The 16,665-nt window shown below is 64.7% G+C and carries 14 protein-coding genes; 10 read left to right on the forward strand and 4 right to left on the reverse strand.

The genetic code is table 11. The features are described 5' to 3' along the window. The first annotated feature begins 63 nt into the window (after nucleotides 1–63). From ACP15W_RS06770 to mfd, 3 genes are all read left to right on the forward strand, one after another. Nucleotides 64–561, forward strand: coding sequence for a hypothetical protein (locus ACP15W_RS06770; protein WP_424932092.1), 498 nt, complete (start codon nucleotides 64–66; stop codon nucleotides 559–561). A gap of 155 nt (nucleotides 562–716) precedes the next feature. Beyond that, nucleotides 717–1,844: an esterase-like activity of phytase family protein gene (locus tag ACP15W_RS06775; RefSeq protein ID WP_424932093.1), complete on the forward strand. Its 1,128-nt coding sequence runs from the start codon at nucleotides 717–719 to the stop codon at nucleotides 1,842–1,844. Nucleotides 1,845–1,894: 50 nt separating this feature from the next. After that, nucleotides 1,895–5,365, forward strand: coding sequence for a transcription-repair coupling factor (mfd, locus tag ACP15W_RS06780; protein ID WP_424932292.1), 3,471 nt, complete (start codon nucleotides 1,895–1,897; stop codon nucleotides 5,363–5,365). Nucleotides 5,366–5,538: 173 nt separating this feature from the next. On the opposite strand, the gene ACP15W_RS06785 is transcribed toward mfd, so the two are convergent. Continuing rightward, nucleotides 5,539–5,916, reverse strand: coding sequence for a hypothetical protein (locus ACP15W_RS06785; protein ID WP_424932094.1), 378 nt, complete (start codon nucleotides 5,914–5,916; stop codon nucleotides 5,539–5,541). Nucleotides 5,917–6,044: 128 nt separating this feature from the next. Here ACP15W_RS06785 and ACP15W_RS06790 point away from each other — a divergent pair, with 128 nt between their 5' ends. Continuing rightward, entirely contained in the window at nucleotides 6,045–6,869 is an 825-nt protein-coding gene (locus ACP15W_RS06790) for a hypothetical protein (protein ID WP_424932095.1), read from the forward strand. Nucleotides 6,870–7,080: 211 nt separating this feature from the next. Here the strand turns inward: ACP15W_RS06790 and ACP15W_RS06795 are convergent, their stop codons facing one another. The 3 genes from ACP15W_RS06795 to glmU form a co-directional block, all read right to left on the reverse strand. Beyond that, on the reverse strand, nucleotides 7,081–7,617 hold the full coding sequence (locus ACP15W_RS06795) for a pyridoxamine 5'-phosphate oxidase family protein (RefSeq protein WP_424932096.1): 537 nt from the start codon (nucleotides 7,615–7,617) through the stop codon (nucleotides 7,081–7,083). Nucleotides 7,618–7,835: 218 nt separating this feature from the next. Next, nucleotides 7,836–9,656, reverse strand: coding sequence for a glutamine--fructose-6-phosphate transaminase (isomerizing) (glmS, locus tag ACP15W_RS06800; RefSeq protein WP_424932097.1), 1,821 nt, complete (start codon nucleotides 9,654–9,656; stop codon nucleotides 7,836–7,838). 3 nt (nucleotides 9,657–9,659) lie between these two features. Continuing rightward, nucleotides 9,660–11,018 (reverse strand): bifunctional UDP-N-acetylglucosamine diphosphorylase/glucosamine-1-phosphate N-acetyltransferase GlmU, encoded by a 1,359-nt coding sequence (gene glmU / locus ACP15W_RS06805; protein ID WP_424932098.1) that lies wholly within the window; start codon nucleotides 11,016–11,018, stop codon nucleotides 9,660–9,662. 149 nt (nucleotides 11,019–11,167) lie between these two features. Between glmU and ACP15W_RS06810 the strand changes: the two genes are divergently transcribed. The 6 genes from ACP15W_RS06810 (at nucleotide 11,168) to lpxK (ending at nucleotide 16,591) form a co-directional block, all read left to right on the forward strand. Then, nucleotides 11,168–11,851, forward strand: coding sequence for an HAD-IA family hydrolase (locus tag ACP15W_RS06810; RefSeq protein ID WP_424932293.1), 684 nt, complete (start codon nucleotides 11,168–11,170; stop codon nucleotides 11,849–11,851). A 48-nt stretch (nucleotides 11,852–11,899) separates the two neighbouring features. Next, nucleotides 11,900–12,706 carry a metallophosphoesterase gene (locus tag ACP15W_RS06815; RefSeq protein WP_424932099.1) on the forward strand — a complete coding sequence of 269 codons (807 nt, stop codon included), beginning with the start codon at nucleotides 11,900–11,902 and terminating at the stop codon, nucleotides 12,704–12,706. 276 nt (nucleotides 12,707–12,982) lie between these two features. After that, complete coding sequence (locus ACP15W_RS06820; protein ID WP_424932100.1) at nucleotides 12,983–13,942, forward strand: NADPH:quinone oxidoreductase family protein; 960 nt, start codon at nucleotides 12,983–12,985, stop codon at nucleotides 13,940–13,942. 78 nt (nucleotides 13,943–14,020) lie between these two features. Beyond that, entirely contained in the window at nucleotides 14,021–14,263 is a 243-nt protein-coding gene (locus ACP15W_RS06825) for a DUF4170 domain-containing protein (protein WP_424932101.1), read from the forward strand. Between the two features lie 10 nt (nucleotides 14,264–14,273). Next, nucleotides 14,274–15,569 carry a 3-deoxy-D-manno-octulosonic acid transferase gene (locus tag ACP15W_RS06830; protein WP_424932102.1) on the forward strand — a complete coding sequence of 432 codons (1,296 nt, stop codon included), beginning with the start codon at nucleotides 14,274–14,276 and terminating at the stop codon, nucleotides 15,567–15,569. Then, nucleotides 15,569–16,591, forward strand: coding sequence for a tetraacyldisaccharide 4'-kinase (gene lpxK, locus ACP15W_RS06835; RefSeq protein ID WP_424932103.1), 1,023 nt, complete (start codon nucleotides 15,569–15,571; stop codon nucleotides 16,589–16,591). The genes ACP15W_RS06830 and lpxK overlap by 1 nt, the downstream gene beginning before the upstream one ends. Nucleotides 16,592–16,665 lie beyond the last annotated feature (74 nt).

Raw genomic sequence — 16,665 nt, forward strand, 5'->3', positions numbered from 1 at the left:
GGGGCGGCCCGTGGCTTCTGGAGCGCGCTGCATTGCTGCGTGGCGGAATGTCGGAGCAACGGATTGAGCGCGTTCGGAGTATCGAGTTTTGAAAGCATCTGGTACTGGGTGCTGCACATGATTGTCTGGACCCTCGTCACGCAACGCATGCTTGGGGTCCCCCATGACATGCTCGTTCGCGCCCGCCGGTCGCCGGAAATTGCGGGCAAGGTCGAAATGCTGGCTCTTGTCCATACGGGACGGCTGGCGGCGCTTTACGACGCACTGGGTATCGCCGCGGCGCTGCTCGGTGGATTTCTCCTTTCGGCACTCTTTGTCATCGGTTTTCTCAATGGTGTCGAACTGGCGCAGGCCGTTTTTCTCCTCGTTTTTCCAGTTTCGATAGTCGCCTACTCCACGGCTTCGGTCGCACTTAGGATCGAACGGCGCAACTATCGCGGGGACATGCTTCTGCGGATCCTTGCCCGGCGGCAGTTCTGGCATCAAGTGATCGCGGTCGCCGCCCTCATTGGGGCGTTGGGGGTCGCCCTGAGCCATCATCCGCGAATCGTGCTACCCTGACATACCGGGAGCATGTCTCGGCACTCGCTTCCGATTGGCAGGATCTGTAAAGATCGTGATTGCCGCATTTCTTTTGTCATCCGAGTGATACATTGCGCTGTCACCCTCGGGGCGTGCGGCGGGTGCGACAGGGTGTGGTGTCAAGGAGTTCGTCAATGTTTTGGTCGTGGATGCGGCATGGTCTGGCCGCGGGGGTAATTTCTGGCGTGGGTTGTTGGGCGTCTGCCGCTGATGCGCTGTCACTTCGGTTGATCGGCAGCTACGAGATCCCGACCGGAACCATGTTCGAGGGTGCCGAATTCGGTGGCATTTCCGCGATCGACCTCGGGCCGGACGGGGTGTTCTACGCGCTTTCTGACGACCGTGGTGGGGAAGGTCGAACACCGCGCTTCTATATGCTCGATCTCGACTACGATGGCGGCGGTTTCCACGACGTGAAGATTGCCGGGGTGCGCCATATGCGAGACCTTGGTGGGGAGCATTTTCCATCCGAAAAGCGTTCCGTCGATCCTGAGGGACTGCGGTTCGCGCCAAGTGGCAATCTCTACTGGTCCAGCGAAGGTAACTTCAGCGACGCGGCGGACGAGTTCGTGCAGCCCTTCTTGCGCGAGATGACACCCGAGGGAGCATACGTGCGTGATCTGGCAGTGCCGGGCCTCTTCAACTATTTCGACAATGCAACGGCGGGTGCCCGATCCAACAAGGTGTTCGAGGCGTTGGCGGTTGAGGAGAGCGGCGCGATCTGGATCGTCAACGAGGATGCAATCTTCGAGGACGGTCCGGCTGCGAGCCTCGAAGCGGGCAGCCTTGTCCGATTCACCCGGTTCGATGCGGAGACGGGGCGGGCGGATGGGCAATTTGTCTATGCGCTTCCGGCGATACCACTCGATGCAAAGGAGGGTGCGCCCTTTGCACCGGACAATGGCGTTGCGGAGCTTCTGACACTGCCCAATGGCGGGTTGCTTGCGCTTGAACGTGCCTTTGCGTGGGGGCGCGGCAACACGATCCGCCTGGTTTCCACCGGAATTCTGAACAGTGCCACGGACGTAACCGGCCAGCAGAGCCTCGTCGATCTGGAGCTCACTATGATGCCGCGCGAGTTGGTGCTCGAAATGGGGCCCGAGTTCGAAGGCGTGACGCTCGACAACATGGAAGCCATGTCCTGGGGGCCGGATCTGCCCAATGGCAACCGGTCGCTGGTGCTGGTCTCGGACAACAATTTCAACGACAGCCAGCGCACGCTGTTCATGGCCTTCGAAGTGACGGGGCTAGCCGAGGACTAAACCTTCGGCGACTTCTTGCCACCGGGGGGTGTGTGGTTTACCTCGCAAACATGAATGTCCAACGGCCTCTCTCTCCCGGTCGCCTGATCGTCGGCGGTTGCCCCGAAGGCTTTGACGCGCATCACCTCGTCGATACGGTGAACCGCGCGGAGGGGCCCGTGATACATGTTGCGCGTGACGATGCGCGGCTGGCGAGCTTGCGGGCGGCAATCCGGTTCTTCTCGCCGCAGCTGCCGATCCTGACATTTCCGGCATGGGATTGTCTGCCCTATGACCGGATCTCTCCCAACAGCGACATCTCGGCGGCGCGCATGGCGACCCTGGCAGGGCTCGCGAGCGGGTTCGACCGCCCGGCGGCGATCCTGACCACGGTCAATGCCGCGACACAGCGTGTGCCCGCGCGCGAGACGCTCAGGGGGGCTAGCTTCATTGCACGGGTGGGGCGTCAGCTCGATCAGGAGAAACTCCGCGCATTTCTCGTGCGTATGGGCTATGTCCAGACGCCGACTGTCACGGACAAGGGCGAGTTCGCCATCCGGGGCGGGCTGATCGACCTCTTTCCCCCCAGTTCTCGCACACCGATCCGACTCGATCTGTTCGGCGACGTCCTCGAAAGCGCACGGCGCTTCGAGCCTGAGAGCCAGCGAACCACCGAAACGGTGAAGCGTGTGGAGCTTGCGCCAGTTTCCGAGGTTCTGCTCGACGAAGCCTCGATCCAGCGTTTTCGCACCGAGTATCGCATGAGATTCGGAGCGGCGGGACACGATGATCCGCTCTACGAAGCCGTAAGCGCGGGCCGCAAACACCAGGGCGTCGAGCACTGGCTACCATTCTTCCACGACAGGCTGGAAACGCTCTTCGACTATCTGCCGGATGCACCTGTTCTGCTCGACGATCAGTTCGGCGCGGCACACTCTGCGCGCTGGGCAGCGCTGAAGGAGCAGTACGAGGCGCGCACCGCGGCGATGGCGGCGAAATCCAAGGTCGGTACCGTCTACAAGCCAGCGCCGCCCGAAATGCTCTACATGGATGAGGCTGCGTTTGACTACGCGCTGGGGCAGCGGCCGCGCCATGAGCTTTCGGCGCTACCGCGTGCCTCCGGTCCCGGCGTGATCGATCTGGGCGGGCGGATCGGGCGTGACTTTTCCCTGGAACGTCAGCAGGAGCAGGTAAGCCTTTTCGGTGCGCTGGCAGATCACGTGCGCGAGAAGCGAAAGACCGGCAACGTGGTTGTTGCGAGCTACTCGAAAGGCGCGCGCGAGCGGCTCGAGGGGCTTCTCTCGGACAGTGGCATCACGGATGCCAGGGAAATCTCCAGATCCACCGAGATCGAGGGGCAGGGCAAGCTCTACCTCGCAGTCTGGGCGCTGGAGCACGGGTTCGAGGCCAAGGGTCTCACGGTCATCGCCGAGCAGGACGTGCTGGGAGATCGGCTCATACGCGCGCCGAAACGGAGAAAGAGGGCCGAGAACTTCCTGACCGAGGCCACGACACTCACGCCCGGCGATCTGGTTGTTCACGTGGATCACGGGATCGGTCGCTACAAGGGATTGGAGACTGTCACGGCCGCGGGCGCGCCCCATGAGTGCATCAGCCTGGAATATGCTGGCGGCGACAAGCTTTACCTGCCGGTGGAGAACATCGAGCTTCTCTCTCGCTATGGTCATGAGGAGGGGCTGCTCGACCGGCTGGGTGGCGGCGCATGGCAGGCCAAGAAGGCAAAGCTCAAGGAGCGCATCCGCGAGATGGCGGACAAGCTCATCCGCATTGCCGCCGAGCGCGCCCTCAGGAAGGGCCCGGTGCTCTCGCCGCCCGATCACAGCGACTGGGAGAAGTTCTGCGCCCGTTTTCCCTACTCCGAAACCGATGACCAGCTGAACGCCATTGCGGATGTGCTGGAGGACATGGATTCGGGACGGCCGATGGACCGACTGATCTGTGGCGATGTGGGGTTCGGCAAGACCGAGGTGGCTCTGCGCGCGGCCTACGTGGCGGCGATGTCCGGCACCCAGGTTGCGGTGATTGCGCCCACGACGCTTCTTGCGCGTCAGCACTACAAGGGCTTTGCCGAACGGTTCCGGGGGACGCCCATTCGCGTCCGCCAGCTCTCACGGTTCGTCTCCGCAAAAGAAGCCGCCGAGACGCGCAAGGGAGTGGAGAACGGCGAGGTTGGTATCGTCGTCGGCACTCATGCGCTGCTGGCAAAGACCATCAAGTTCGCCAATCTCGGGCTGTTGATCATTGATGAGGAGCAGCATTTCGGCGTTGGTCACAAGGAGCGGTTGAAGCAGCTGCGCTCGGACATCCATGTGCTGACGCTGACGGCGACGCCGATCCCGCGGACGTTGCAGATGGCGCTTTCGGGGGTCCGAGAACTTAGTCTCATCGCGACACCGCCTGTCGATCGGCTGGCGATCCGGACCTACGTGAGTGAGTTCGATGCGGTGACGGTGCGTGAGGCACTCTTGCGCGAACACTACCGCGGCGGGCAGTCGTTCTACGTGGTGCCGCGGGTTTCCGACATTGCCGACGTGGAGAGCTTCCTCCGCGAACATGTGCCCGAAGTGAGCTTCATTACTGCGCATGGTCAGATGGCCGCGGGCGAGCTCGATGACCGGATGAACGCCTTCTATGACGGCAAATATGACGTGTTGCTCGCGACGACGATCGTGGAATCCGGGCTCGATATTCCGGCGGCGAATACCCTGATCGTCGAACGCGCCGACATGTTCGGCCTTGCGCAACTCTACCAGATCCGGGGTCGTGTCGGCCGTTCGAAGCTGCGGGCCTATGCATTCTTCATGACCGAACCGCGGAAGAAGCTCACGCCGCAGGCCGAGAAACGGCTGCGCGTGCTGGGGTCGCTCGACAGTCTTGGAGCAGGATTTACCCTTGCAAGTCAGGATCTTGACATACGCGGGGCGGGGAACTTGCTGGGCGAGGAGCAGTCCGGGCAGGTTCGCGAGGTCGGCTTCGAGCTTTATCAGGAAATGCTGAGCGAAGCGATTGCCAAGCTGCAGTCCGGCGAGGTCGAGATGGCGGATGACGGCGAATGGTCACCGCAGATCAATCTCGGCGTGCCGGTGCTGATTCCGGAGCCCTACGTGCCCGATCTCGACGTGCGACTGGGGCTCTATCGCAGGCTTTCCAGCCTCGAAAAAAGGGTGGAAATGGAAGGGTTTGCGGCGGAACTCATCGACCGGTTCGGGCCGCTGCCGGGCGAGGTCGATACGCTCTTGCAGGTCGTGCGCATCAAGGCGATGTGCAAGCGGGCGGGCATTGCCAAGCTCGATGGCGGGCCGAAGGGTGCCACGATCCAGTTCCACAATGACAAATTCGCCAACCCGGCGGGGCTCGTGGAGTTCATGCACGCCCAGAAGGGGCAGGCAAAAGTCAAGGATAACAAGATCATAGTCCGCCGGGACTGGTCCGACGACCGGGCGAAGCTGCAAGGTGCGTTCGGCATCGCGCGGGACCTCGCGCAGTTCGCGGCACCGGAGAAAGCCAAGGCAGGCAACTGACGCCGAACGTCGTATGGAATCGATATGGAAACCGTATGGATTCGATATGGCTAATTGCCATACTGCGCGTCGCATTTCGTTAACCATTCGGGAGGCCGGAGACGGGATGCGGTGCCCTAGGGCAATGGGCGGACAGCTCGATCCGGAGACATGGGTTTCGGGGGAACTTCCCGTCAACCGGCGAACACCACCACCGCCGCGAGCGCCAGCAGGATGGAGGTCAGTGGCCCCCAAAGCCGCCGCTCCGGTTTCGAGGGCGTGATCCAGTTGAGGACACAGGAGAGGACCTGGACCGCGAGTGCCGTCCACTGCGTCCAGCGGGGCCAATGGGGCCACAATCCCGCACCGGACAGAATTCCGAACGCCATGGCCATTACAATGAAGATCGAGATGAATGCGGCAACTCGGCCTACTGTGGAGAGGGGGCCTTCGTGTTGCCCGCCCTGGGTGAGATGCCCCCAGGGTGCCCCCGCGATCAAGGCGATCTGAAAGCCGATGACGCCGACACAGGCGCAGGCATAGGCGAATGCGATGGAGGGTGCCGGGCTCATTCCGCCATGGTTGGGTTCCGCCGATCGCTGGGTCAATCACGTTGGGGGAATTGCGGTGCCGTGCCCTTTGCGGCTCTCCACACCCTGCCTCAATACTTGTGGTATGGTGACAAGGGGGAGGGCTGGCCATGACCATGAGCGAGATCGGGGACGGCAACTGGTGTTTCGGAAGCCCGGCACAGCAGAGCATGGAGCGCACGGCGCATTGGCTCTGGCCCTTGCTGCGAAGCGATCCCGCCTACGGATACATGGGACGGAGTGTGTCTCTCGAGGCGGTCACGCCGGAGAGCCTGCCGGTTCTGGCAACGCTTGCGCGATTGCAGGGTGCCTCTCTGAGCCATTTCGTCAGCCGGGAGGATGAGCCGGAACTGGCAGCGGCCTTCTCGGCCCAGGGGCTGATTTCGGATCGATGGGATCAGTTCATGGGGACCGAGGCTTGCCTCGAAACCTGTGCGCGGGTGGTGCGGGGTTTCGAACTGCCCGATTGCTATCGCCTGCGCGAGATCGGGCCGGATACCGAAGCGGGGCTGTATGCCAAGCTCGCGGAGACCGCGCTGGCATGTCATGTCCTGCCGCCGATTTCGGCGGTGATCAGCGGGCAGAGCCAACGGGCGATCTGCTTCGTTCTCGAAGCGCCGGATGGGGGCGTGGCGGCCTGCTCGGGCGCGGTGCTGGGCAATCATTTTGAAAGCCCCTGGGGGCGGGCCGCCTGGTGGGGCATGCTGGCGACACGGGAAAAGGATCGGGGTCAGTCTCTATCGCTCTACCTCGGCGCGTTGGCGGCCTTGCGGATGAACGAACGGTTCGGGGCAGAGATCTTCTATACCGGGGTGCGGCCTGAGAACGCGGTTTCGCGCCATATTTGCGGCAAGCTGGGTGTGAGCGACAGCGGGCTTTCCTGCCTCGCGGTGATCGATCCGGCGCAATTTGGAGAGGGGGCCTTCACGAAGTAGGGTGCTTTCGCGCGTTGAAACCGCGAAAGAGGGACAGTCGCAGGCGCGGCGCCTTCGGCTTGTTCCATGCCATTTTTTCCCGTCACTAATGGCGTGATGGGCTCAAGGAAAATATTGCCTGAGACGTAGTAGGGGCGCTCGGTCCGCCGCTGGCATCGGGACTCCGGCAAGAGGCCTGCGGTGGAGTTCAACGCTCTGCCGAAGTGGAATATCAGATACCGGTGGGGCGGCCGTCGAGCGAGGTGGTGTTGCGCTCTTCCCAGTAGGCGGCGACGCCTTTGGGGCCCTTTGTCTCTGCCCAGGTTTGGAGCGTGTCGCGCGGCTCTTGGTAGTCCATGAAGGGCACGGCATAGCCGCAGGAGGTCTGTACCAGATCGACGGTGAGATCGTAGATCTGCCGCGCACCGGGTTGGTCGGGGAAGTGGGCGTAGAGCGCTTCCCAGTCCTCCGCGCCGTTGTGGATCGTTCGGGCGGTGCCATAGGCGCGCAGGATCAGCGGGCGCGTCGTGAAGGAACACCACATCACGGTCATGCGCGGGCTTTCGAGCAGGTGCGCCGCGGTCTCGTTGCCGGACCCGGTGAGATTGAGCCAGACCAGCCGGTTGGGGCCGAGCACGCGCATGGCATCGCGGCCCTTGGGCGAGAGGTTCACCCGGCCGGTGGGCGCGGCGGTCGCGACGAAGAAGATGTGCTGCTCCGCAATGAACCGCGTGTGGTCTTCGGTGAAGCCGGGAAACTGCTTGGCCATGGGGCGCTCCTTTGGATGTGCGCCGGTCCTCAATCGCGACGGCAGCCCGTCGAGTATTACGCGTTTGCGCGGATCTGAGAAGGGAGGGGTGGTTGGAAGAGGCTGGACCCTTCCGGGTCAATTTCAGACGGCAGACCAACCCGCCAATCACGTCGGGCGACAGCGGCACGGGACAAGCCGAATGCGTCGTGCGCGTCCCGTGGCTTCGTCGATGTCGGCTACTCCACCGTCACCGACTTAGCGAGGTTGCGGGGCTGATCCACATCGGTGCCCTTCTGGATGGCGCAATGGTAGGCCAGAAGCTGGAGCGGGATCGCGTAGACGATCGGGCCGGTGAGGGCCTCGACGGAGGGGAGTTCGAGCGTGTGGGCTGCCTTGCCGCCGGACATGGCGAGGCCGTTGGCATCCGAGAGCAGCACGATCTCGCCGCTGCGCGCGATCACCTCCTCCATGTTGGAGAGCGATTTCTCGAAGAGCGGCCCGTAGGGTGCGAGCACCACCACCGGAACCTCCTGGTCCACGAGCGCGATGGGGCCGTGTTTCAACTCGCCGGACGCGTAGCCCTCGGCGTGGATGTAGCTGATTTCCTTCAGTTTCAGCGCGCCTTCGAGGGCGAGGGGAAACATCGGGCCACGGCCCAGGAAGAGCACGTCCCGAGCGCGGGCGACGGATTTCGCCGTCTCGGCCACGTCTTCCTCGAGCGCGAGCGCCTGGGCGATGAGGCCGGGCACGCCGCTGAGCGCCTCCGCCAGCCGGGTGCATTCCGCCGCGTCGAGCTTGCCGCGCTGGCGGCCTGCGGTGATGGCGAGCATGGCGAGGACGAGAAGCTGGCAGGTGAAGGCCTTGGTGGAGGCGACGCCGATCTCGGGGCCCGCGAGGATCGGTAAGGCGACATCGCTTTCCCGCGCGATGGTGGAGGTCTCGACATTGATCACCGAAACGATGCGCCCGCCGTGGGCACGCACGTAGCGCAGGGCCGCGAGCGTGTCGGCGGTCTCGCCCGACTGGCTGACGAAGATGCCGAGGGTCTCGGGGCCCACGGGGGGCTCGCGGTAGCGGAATTCGGAGGCGATCTCGATCTCGACATTCATTCGCGCGAGCGTCTCGAACCAGTATTTCGCCACGTGGCAGGCGTAGTTCGCGGTGCCGCAGGCCACGAGCACGATGCGCTCGCAGGCGGTGAAATCGAGCCGTTCCTCGAACTCGGAGAGGCGCAGGTCGGAGCCGAGATAGCGCTGGAGCGACTGGGCGATCACGCTGGGCTGTTCGTGGATCTCCTTGGCCATGAAGTGCCGGAAGCGGCCCTTCTCGGCGTGGAAGTTTTCCTGCGGGATGTCGGCGATGGGGCGCTCGACCCGCTGGCCGTCGGCGTCGAATATTTCCGCCGAGGTGCGGGTGAGGATGGCGTGGTCGCCTTCCTCGAGGTAGCAGATCCGGTGGGTCATGGGTCCGAGCGCCAGGGCGTCGGAGCCGACATACATCTCGCCCTCGCCGTAGCCGATCGCGAGCGGCGAGCCCCGGCGGGCGGCGATGAGCAGGTCGCGTTCGCCGTCGAAGAGGAAGCAGAGCGCGAAGGCGCCGCGAAGCCGCGCGAGCGTGGCGCGGGCGGCCTCGACGGGGGATCTGCCGGCTTTCAGTTCGCGGTTGCAGAGCTGGGCGATGATCTCGGTGTCGGTTTCGGTCTCGAAGCCGGTGCCGGTGGCCTCGAGCTCGGCGCGCAGCTCGCGGAAGTTCTCGATGATGCCGTTGTGGACGACCGCGACGCTGCCGGCCTGGTGCGGGTGGGCGTTGGTTTCGTTGGGCCGGCCATGGGTCGCCCAGCGGGTATGGCCGATGCCGCTTTCGCCGCGCACGGGGTCACGCACGAGGAGGTCGGAGAGGTTGACCAGCTTGCCCACGGAGCGGCGGCGCACGAGGTGGCCGTCGTCGAGCGTGGCGATGCCCGCGCTGTCGTAGCCGCGGTATTCCAGCCGCTTGAGGGCTTCGATCAGGATGGGGGCGACCTGGTGGCGGCCGAGAATTCCGACGATTCCGCACATGGTTCAGACGGCCTCCTGCTTCTTCTTTTTCGCTGCGCGGAGCTTGTCCATCAAGCGGCGGCCTAGGCCGGGCTTGGTGGCCTGGCGGCTGCGGGCGACCGCGAGCGCGCCTTCGGGGACGCTTTCGGTGATGATGGAGCCTGCGGCGATCATGGCGTCGTTGCCGATGGTGACGGGGGCGATCAAAGCGGAGTTCGAGCCGACGAAGACCCGCGCGCCGATCTCCGTATGGTGCTTGAAGACGCCGTCGTAGTTGCAGGTGATGGTTCCCGCGCCGATATTGGTGGCCGTGCCCACATGCGCGTCGCCGATATAGCTCAGGTGGTTCACCTTCGCGCCTTCGTCGACGATGGCGTTCTTGATCTCGACGAAGTTGCCGATGTGGGTGTCTTCGGCCAGTTCGGCGCCTGGTCTGAGGCGGGCGTAGGGGCCGACCCGCGCGCCACGGCTGACATGGCAGCCTTCGAGGTGGCAGAAGGCGAGGATCGTGGCGCCGGATTCCACCGTGACGCCGGGACCGAAGAAGACGGACGGGCCGATCTGCACGTCGCGGCCGATGACGGTGTCGAGCGCGAACCAGGTCGTGGCGGGATCGCTGAGCGTGACGCCGTTTTCCATGGCCTCGGAGCGGGCGCGCGCCTGGAAGGCGGCTTCGGCGGCGGCGAGGTCGGTGCGGGAATTGACGCCGAGCGTTTCGCTCTCGGGGCAGGTGATGATGCCGGCCGTGAGCCCGCGGCCACGGGCGAGGCCGATCACGTCCGTGAGGTAGTATTCGCCCTTGGCGTTGTCATTGCGGACCTCGGAGAGGAGCTCGAAGAGCAGGGCGCTGTCTGCGAGGATCACGCCGGAATTGCAGAGGGAAACCTCGCGCTCGGCGGGGGTGGCGTCCTTTTCCTCGACGATCTTCAGGAGCGAGCCGTCTTCGTCGCGGATCAGCCTGCCGTAGCCCGTGGGGCAGGCGGTTTCGAAGCCAAGCACGACCACGGATGCGCCCTCTTCGCGGGCCTTCTGCATCGCTTCGAGCGTTTCGGGACGGATCAGGGGGGTGTCGCCGTAGAGAATGGCGACATCGCCGGAGAAATCCGCGAGCTCGGGTGCAGCCTGCAGGACCGCATGTCCGGTGCCGAGCTGTTCCTCCTGACGGACGAAGCGGGCCTCCTCGTCGCGCGTGGCGGCCTCGGCTTCGACCGCCTCGGCTCCATGACCGGTCACGACCACCAGCCGTTCGGACTCGATTTCCTGTGCCGTGGCCATCACATGGGCGAGGAGCGGAGCGCCTGCGAGCCCGTGCAAGACCTTGGGCAGATCGGATTTCATCCGAGTTCCCTGCCCGGCGGCCAGGATGACAACGGCGATTGACATGATCGGTCTCCGGCAAACTGTTCCTTGGCGCGTTTACCAGCCTGCCCATTCCGACAAAAGACCGGTCTGCATCAGATAGTGTTTCAAATGATTGCCGCGATGGGGCAAGAGGGAAGCGGAAACCGGTTCGGAAACTTGGTCAGGTGTGCATGCGGACAGCGGTCTTTGATCTCGATGGAACCCTGGCGGACACGTCCGCCGACCTTCTGGCGGCCGCGAATGTCTCGCTGGGCGAGGCCGGGCATGGCGCACCCCTGGGGCCGCAAGATGCCTCGGTGGCCTTTCGCGGCGGACGGGCGATGCTGCGGGCGGGGCTTGGGCGCGTATCCGGTGCGGAGGCGGATGAGGCAGAGGTGAACCGGCTCTATCCCCGGCTCCTGGAAGCCTATGGTGCGGGGATCTGTGTCGAAACGCGGCTCTACCCCGGTGCGCTGGAGGTTTTGGACCGGTTGGCGGCTGACGGCTGGATTCTGGCGGTCTGCACCAACAAGCCCATCGGTCTTGCACGGGTGCTGCTTGACAGGCTGGGGATCGCGGGGCGGTTTCGCGCCGTGCTGGGGGCGGACAGCCTCCCCATCCGCAAGCCGCATCCGGGTCACCTGATGGAGACGATCAAGCAGGCCGGGGGGCGGCGTGAGGCCTCGGTGCTGATCGGGGATACGGAGACCGACCGGAAGACCGCGCGCAATGCCGGGGTGCCCTGCGTATTGGTCGGGTTCGGACCGGAGGGCGAGGCGGTGGCCCGGATGGAGCCGGATGCTGTTCTTGCCCGTTATGCGGATCTGCCGGATCTTCTCGAAACGCTCGTGCAGTTTCCGCGCCGGGCGATCTAGGGGTGCCGGGACGGTCGAAGTCATTTGTCTGACCAGGGAGTTTTCGACATGCTCAAGTTCGTGGTGATCTCCGATCTCCATCTGGTGCCGCGCGGGGCGCTGAGCCTGGGGATCGATACGGCCGAACGTCTTGAGAAGGCCATCGAGCATGTGAATACCCATCATTCGGACGCGGCCTTCTGCATCTTCGCCGGTGATCTGACCGACGATGGTGACCGCCCGTCCTATGAGCGGCTGTCGCGCAAGCTGGCGCATATCGCGATGCCCTTCTATCTCACGCTCGGCAATCACGATGACCGCCCGACCTTTCTCGAGGTCTTCGGGCCCGGGCTGGCAGCACCCACGGGCTGTATCGACGATCTGATCGATGCCGAGGGCTATCGGGTCATCATTCTGGACACGCTCCATGAAGGGACGGACGGGGGTGTCATCACGCCCGAGCAGCTCGGTTGGCTTGAGGAACGGCTTGGCGAGGCGAAGGGCCGGCCGGTGATCGTGGTGCTGCATCACTCGATCTGCGAGATGGGTGTTCCGACCGACTCGATCAGCATGGAGAACCCCGGCCCCTTTCTCGCGGCGCTGCGTGCCCATGGTGACGTGCGGCAGGTGATTTCCGGACATGTGCACATGTCCTCATCCGGTGTCGCGGGCGGTGTGCCCTTCACGACGATTGGCGGGAACCATTTCTGCCTCTTTCCGCAGCTCGGCGGGCCGGAGGTCCGGATGCCGCGCTATGACGGGCCAGGGCAAATCGGGGTGGTGCTTGCCTGGCCCGACCGGGTGGTCGTGCATCAGGAGAATTTCTTCGACCGCCATATTCTCCAGGAGGACAATGCCCCGGGCGGCAGCACCTGACGGCGGGTTCTGCGCTTCGGGTTCACCAGAAAACAGCCTCGCGCGCTTCTGTCTTCCGCGCCGCCTTCGCTTGATGGATGCCTGAAGCGGCCCGCCTCATCTGTCAAACAGCCGCTGCGCTGGACTATTTGACAGCTGCCGCTGTCCGCTTTTTCCGGCATCAGCGAAGGTGGTTCCGGAAAACAGGCTCGGCCGGGTGCGCGGTGTGTCAACGGGCTGGACGGGCAGTGGTCCTTTCGGGTCAAAGGGCGTGGGATAGGCAGGGAGAGTGAGAACATGCGTGCAATGCAGGTCGTGGAACTGGGAAAGCCGCTCGAACTGGCGGAGGCTCCGAAGCCGGTTCCGGGGCAGGGCGAGGTGCTGGTTAGGGTCCGTGCCTGCGGCATCAATTTCGCCGACACGCTGATGGTCAAGGGGCGCTACCAGGAGAAGTTTCCGCTGCCCTTCTCGCCTGGACTCGAGATCTGCGGCACTGTCGAGGCCGCGGGGCCCGGTGCGGATGGCGGTTTGGTGGGCCGGCGGATCGCCTGCTACTCCGGAGTGGGCGGTCTGGCCGAGTATCTGTGTGTTCCGGCGGAGCGCTGCGTTCCGGCGCCCGCGCAGATGCCCGACGCCGAAGTTGCGGGATTTCTCATTGCCTACGGCACGAGCCACGTGGCGCTTGACCATCGGGCGGGGCTCAAGCCTGGTGAGCGGCTGCTGGTGCTCGGTGCCTCGGGCGGTGTCGGGCTGACGGCGGTGGAGATCGGCCGGGTGATGGGGGCCGAGGTGATCGCGGTGGCGCGCGGGGCGGAGAAATGCGCGGTCGCCAAGGCGGCCGGGGCGCATCATGTCTTCGACAACGACGCCGATATCCGCACGGAGGTGAAGGCCTTGGGCGGTGCCGATGTCGTCTATGACCCCGTTGGAGGGGATCTCTTCGAGGCCGCGCTTCGGGCGTGCAATCCGCTCGCGCGCATCCTGCCGCTGGGGTTTGCCTCGGGGGACATCCCGCAGATCCCGGCCAATATCATCCTGGTCAAGAACATCACCGTTCACGGGCTCTATTGGGGGGCCTACGCGAAGCTCGCGCCGCATGTCCTCGCGGAGAGTTTCGGTAAGCTCTTCAAGATGTACGAGGCCGGCAAGCTGCGCCCGCATGTCTCGCATGTGGTGCCGCTCGAACGTGCCGAAGAAGCGCTCGATCTGCTGCGGAACCGGGCGGCGACGGGAAAGGTGGTCGTCGAGATCGATTGATCGGTGGGGAGTTGTTGATTTCGCCGGGGTGGTGTCTATTGTGCCGGAAATTCCCCACATTCCAGCGGAGGCCCCTACATGACCCAACGCCTGCATCTCGTTTTCGGCGGTGAACTCACGAGCACGGACAAGACCGAGTTCGCGGATGTGGAAAAGATCGACATCGTGGGGCTCTATCCCGACTATGCCTCTGCCTATGATGCCTGGAAGGCCAAGGCGCACTCCACGGTCGACAGTGCCGAGACCCGCTATTTCATCGCGCATCTTCACCGGCTGATCGACGAGGGCGAGGAAGCAGGGCCCACTGCCGAAATCGCGTGAGACCCTTCCCGTGACTGCCGCGCGCCGGCGCACGCCGCTTCTTGCCTGCTATCTCCTGCTTTCGCGAAGTCTCGGCTGGTTCGCCCGGTGGCGGCTCAGGAAGAGGCTGGCCATCGGCAAGGAGAACGGGGAGCGGCTCGGCGAGCGGATGGGGCAGGCCGGGATCGCAAGGCCCGAGGGGCCGCTGGTCTGGTTTCATGCCGCAAGCGTGGGCGAATCGGTCTCGCTGCTTGAATTGCTCAAGCGGCTTCGGGCCAGCCGTCCGGATGTGACCTGTCTTGTGACCTCCGGCACGCAGACCTCTGCGGACATTCTTGCGGCGCGGATGCCGGAAGGGTGTCTGCACCAGTTCGTGCCGCTCGACATTCTGCCCTGGGTGGAGCGTTTCCTCGATCACTGGCGACCCGATGTGGCGGTCTGGACCGAGAGCGAGCTCTGGCCCGGCATGATCTGGGCCGTGCAGGGGCGGGGTATTCCGATGCTGCTGATCAACGCCCGCATCTCCGAGACCTCTTTCAGGAACTGGCGGCGGGTCGGGGCCACGTCGAAGCTCTTGCTCAACCGATTTGACCAGATTCTGGCACAGGACGACCTGGCGGGCGTGCAGCTTCGCCAACTGGGGGCGTCGCCGGACCGGCTCGCCGTCACGGGGTCACTCAAGGAGGGCGCATCGCCCTTGCCCCATGACGAGGCGGAGCTTGCGCGGGTGCGCAAGGTGCTGAAGGGGCGGTCCTGCTGGCTTGCGGCCTCGACGCACAAGGGCGAGGAAGAACTGGTCATCGCGGCGCATCGCGCTGCGGTGCGCGCCGCACCTGGCCTGTTGCTCATTCTCGTGCCGCGCCACCCGGAACGCGGTGGAGAGATCGCGGCGGATCTGCGCGCGAAAGGCCTGAAGGTGGCGCTGCGCTCCGCAAGCGAGGCGGTGGACAAGGAGACGGACGTCTATCTCGCGGACACGCTGGGCGAACTGGGGATCTGGTATCGCGTGGCGCCGGTCTGTTTCGTGGGCGGGTCGCTGAAGGAAATCGGCGGCCACAACCCTTATGAGCCGGCCCTGCTCGGCAGTGCGATCCTCCACGGGCCGCATGTGCGCAACTTCCAGGATGCGTATTCCAAGCTTGCGGAGGCGGATGCGGTCGTCGAGGTGCGGGGCGCCCAGGACTTCGGACAGGCGCTCGGCGATGTTCTGGCGCCGGATCGCGCGGCGAAGATGGCCGCTGCGGCGTGGGATGTGGTCTCGAAGAATGCCGAGGTGACCGACAGGGTGGAGCAGGTGATCCTCGACGCGCTCGACCGGGCCGCCTGATGCAACCGCCCGCCTTCTGGTTTCGCGATCGGCGCGCGCCTGGGCTCTTGCCGCATCTGCTTGCGCCTCTCGCGCAGCTCTGGACCGCGATGACGCGGCGGCGTCTCGCCAAGGGGCCGTACGAGCGCCTGGCCGTGCCGGTGATCTGCGTGGGCAATCTTTCGCTCGGCGGCGCGGGAAAGACCCCGACGGTCATGGCGCTGATCACGGAACTGACGAGCCGCGGGATGGCCCCGCACGTGATCTCCCGCGGGCATGGCGGGAGGCTGACCGGTCCGGTCCGGGTCGATGAGACGCGACACACCGCGGGGGATGTGGGGGACGAGCCCTTGCTGATCGCGCCCTTCGCGCCGGTCTGGGTGGCGCGCGACCGTGCGGCGGCGGGTCGGGCGGCAGCCGAGGCCGGAGCCGACGTCATCGTCATGGATGACGGGTTCCAGAACCCCGCATTGGCGCGGGATCTCTCGATTGTGGTCGTGGATGCCGGTGTGGGATTCGGCAATGGGCGGGTCGCGCCGGCCGGGCCGCTGAGGGAACCGGTGCCCGAGGGATTGGCACGTGCCGACCTCGTGATGGCCATCGGAGCGCCGGAGGAGCGGGCACGGTTTCGCAAGACCTGGCCCGAGGCGGCGGCGCTTCCCTTTGTGGAGGCAGAGCTTGCGCCATTGCAGACCGGGATGGATTGGGAGGGCCTGCGTGCCTTTGCCTTTGCCGGGATCGGCCGCCCGGAAAAGTTTTTCCGGACGCTGCGCGCGCTGGGCGCCGAAATTGTCGGAACACGGGCCTTCGACGATCACGGAGTCTATGACGGGAGGATCTTGTCACGGCTGGAAGCGGATGCGCGAACGGCCGGGGCGCAACTCGTCACGACGGAGAAGGACGCTGCGCGGCTTCCGCAGGATTTCCGGCGGAACGTGATTGTCTTGCCTGTCAGATTGAATATGATCAATCGCGACGCACTGGATGCGCAGCTCGACAGACTTTTGACCGAACGGTCCCTCGAAGCAGGCAAGTGCCAGTGAGTGTTGTGTTTTTGCCGATTGTTGCAAACCGACACAAACGTTGATTTGCGAAAAACCGCCCAGTTCCTAATTTA

The sequence above is a fragment of the Amaricoccus macauensis genome (assembly GCF_049800915.1).
Taxonomy (GTDB): Bacteria; Pseudomonadota; Alphaproteobacteria; order Rhodobacterales; family Rhodobacteraceae; genus Amaricoccus; species Amaricoccus macauensis_A.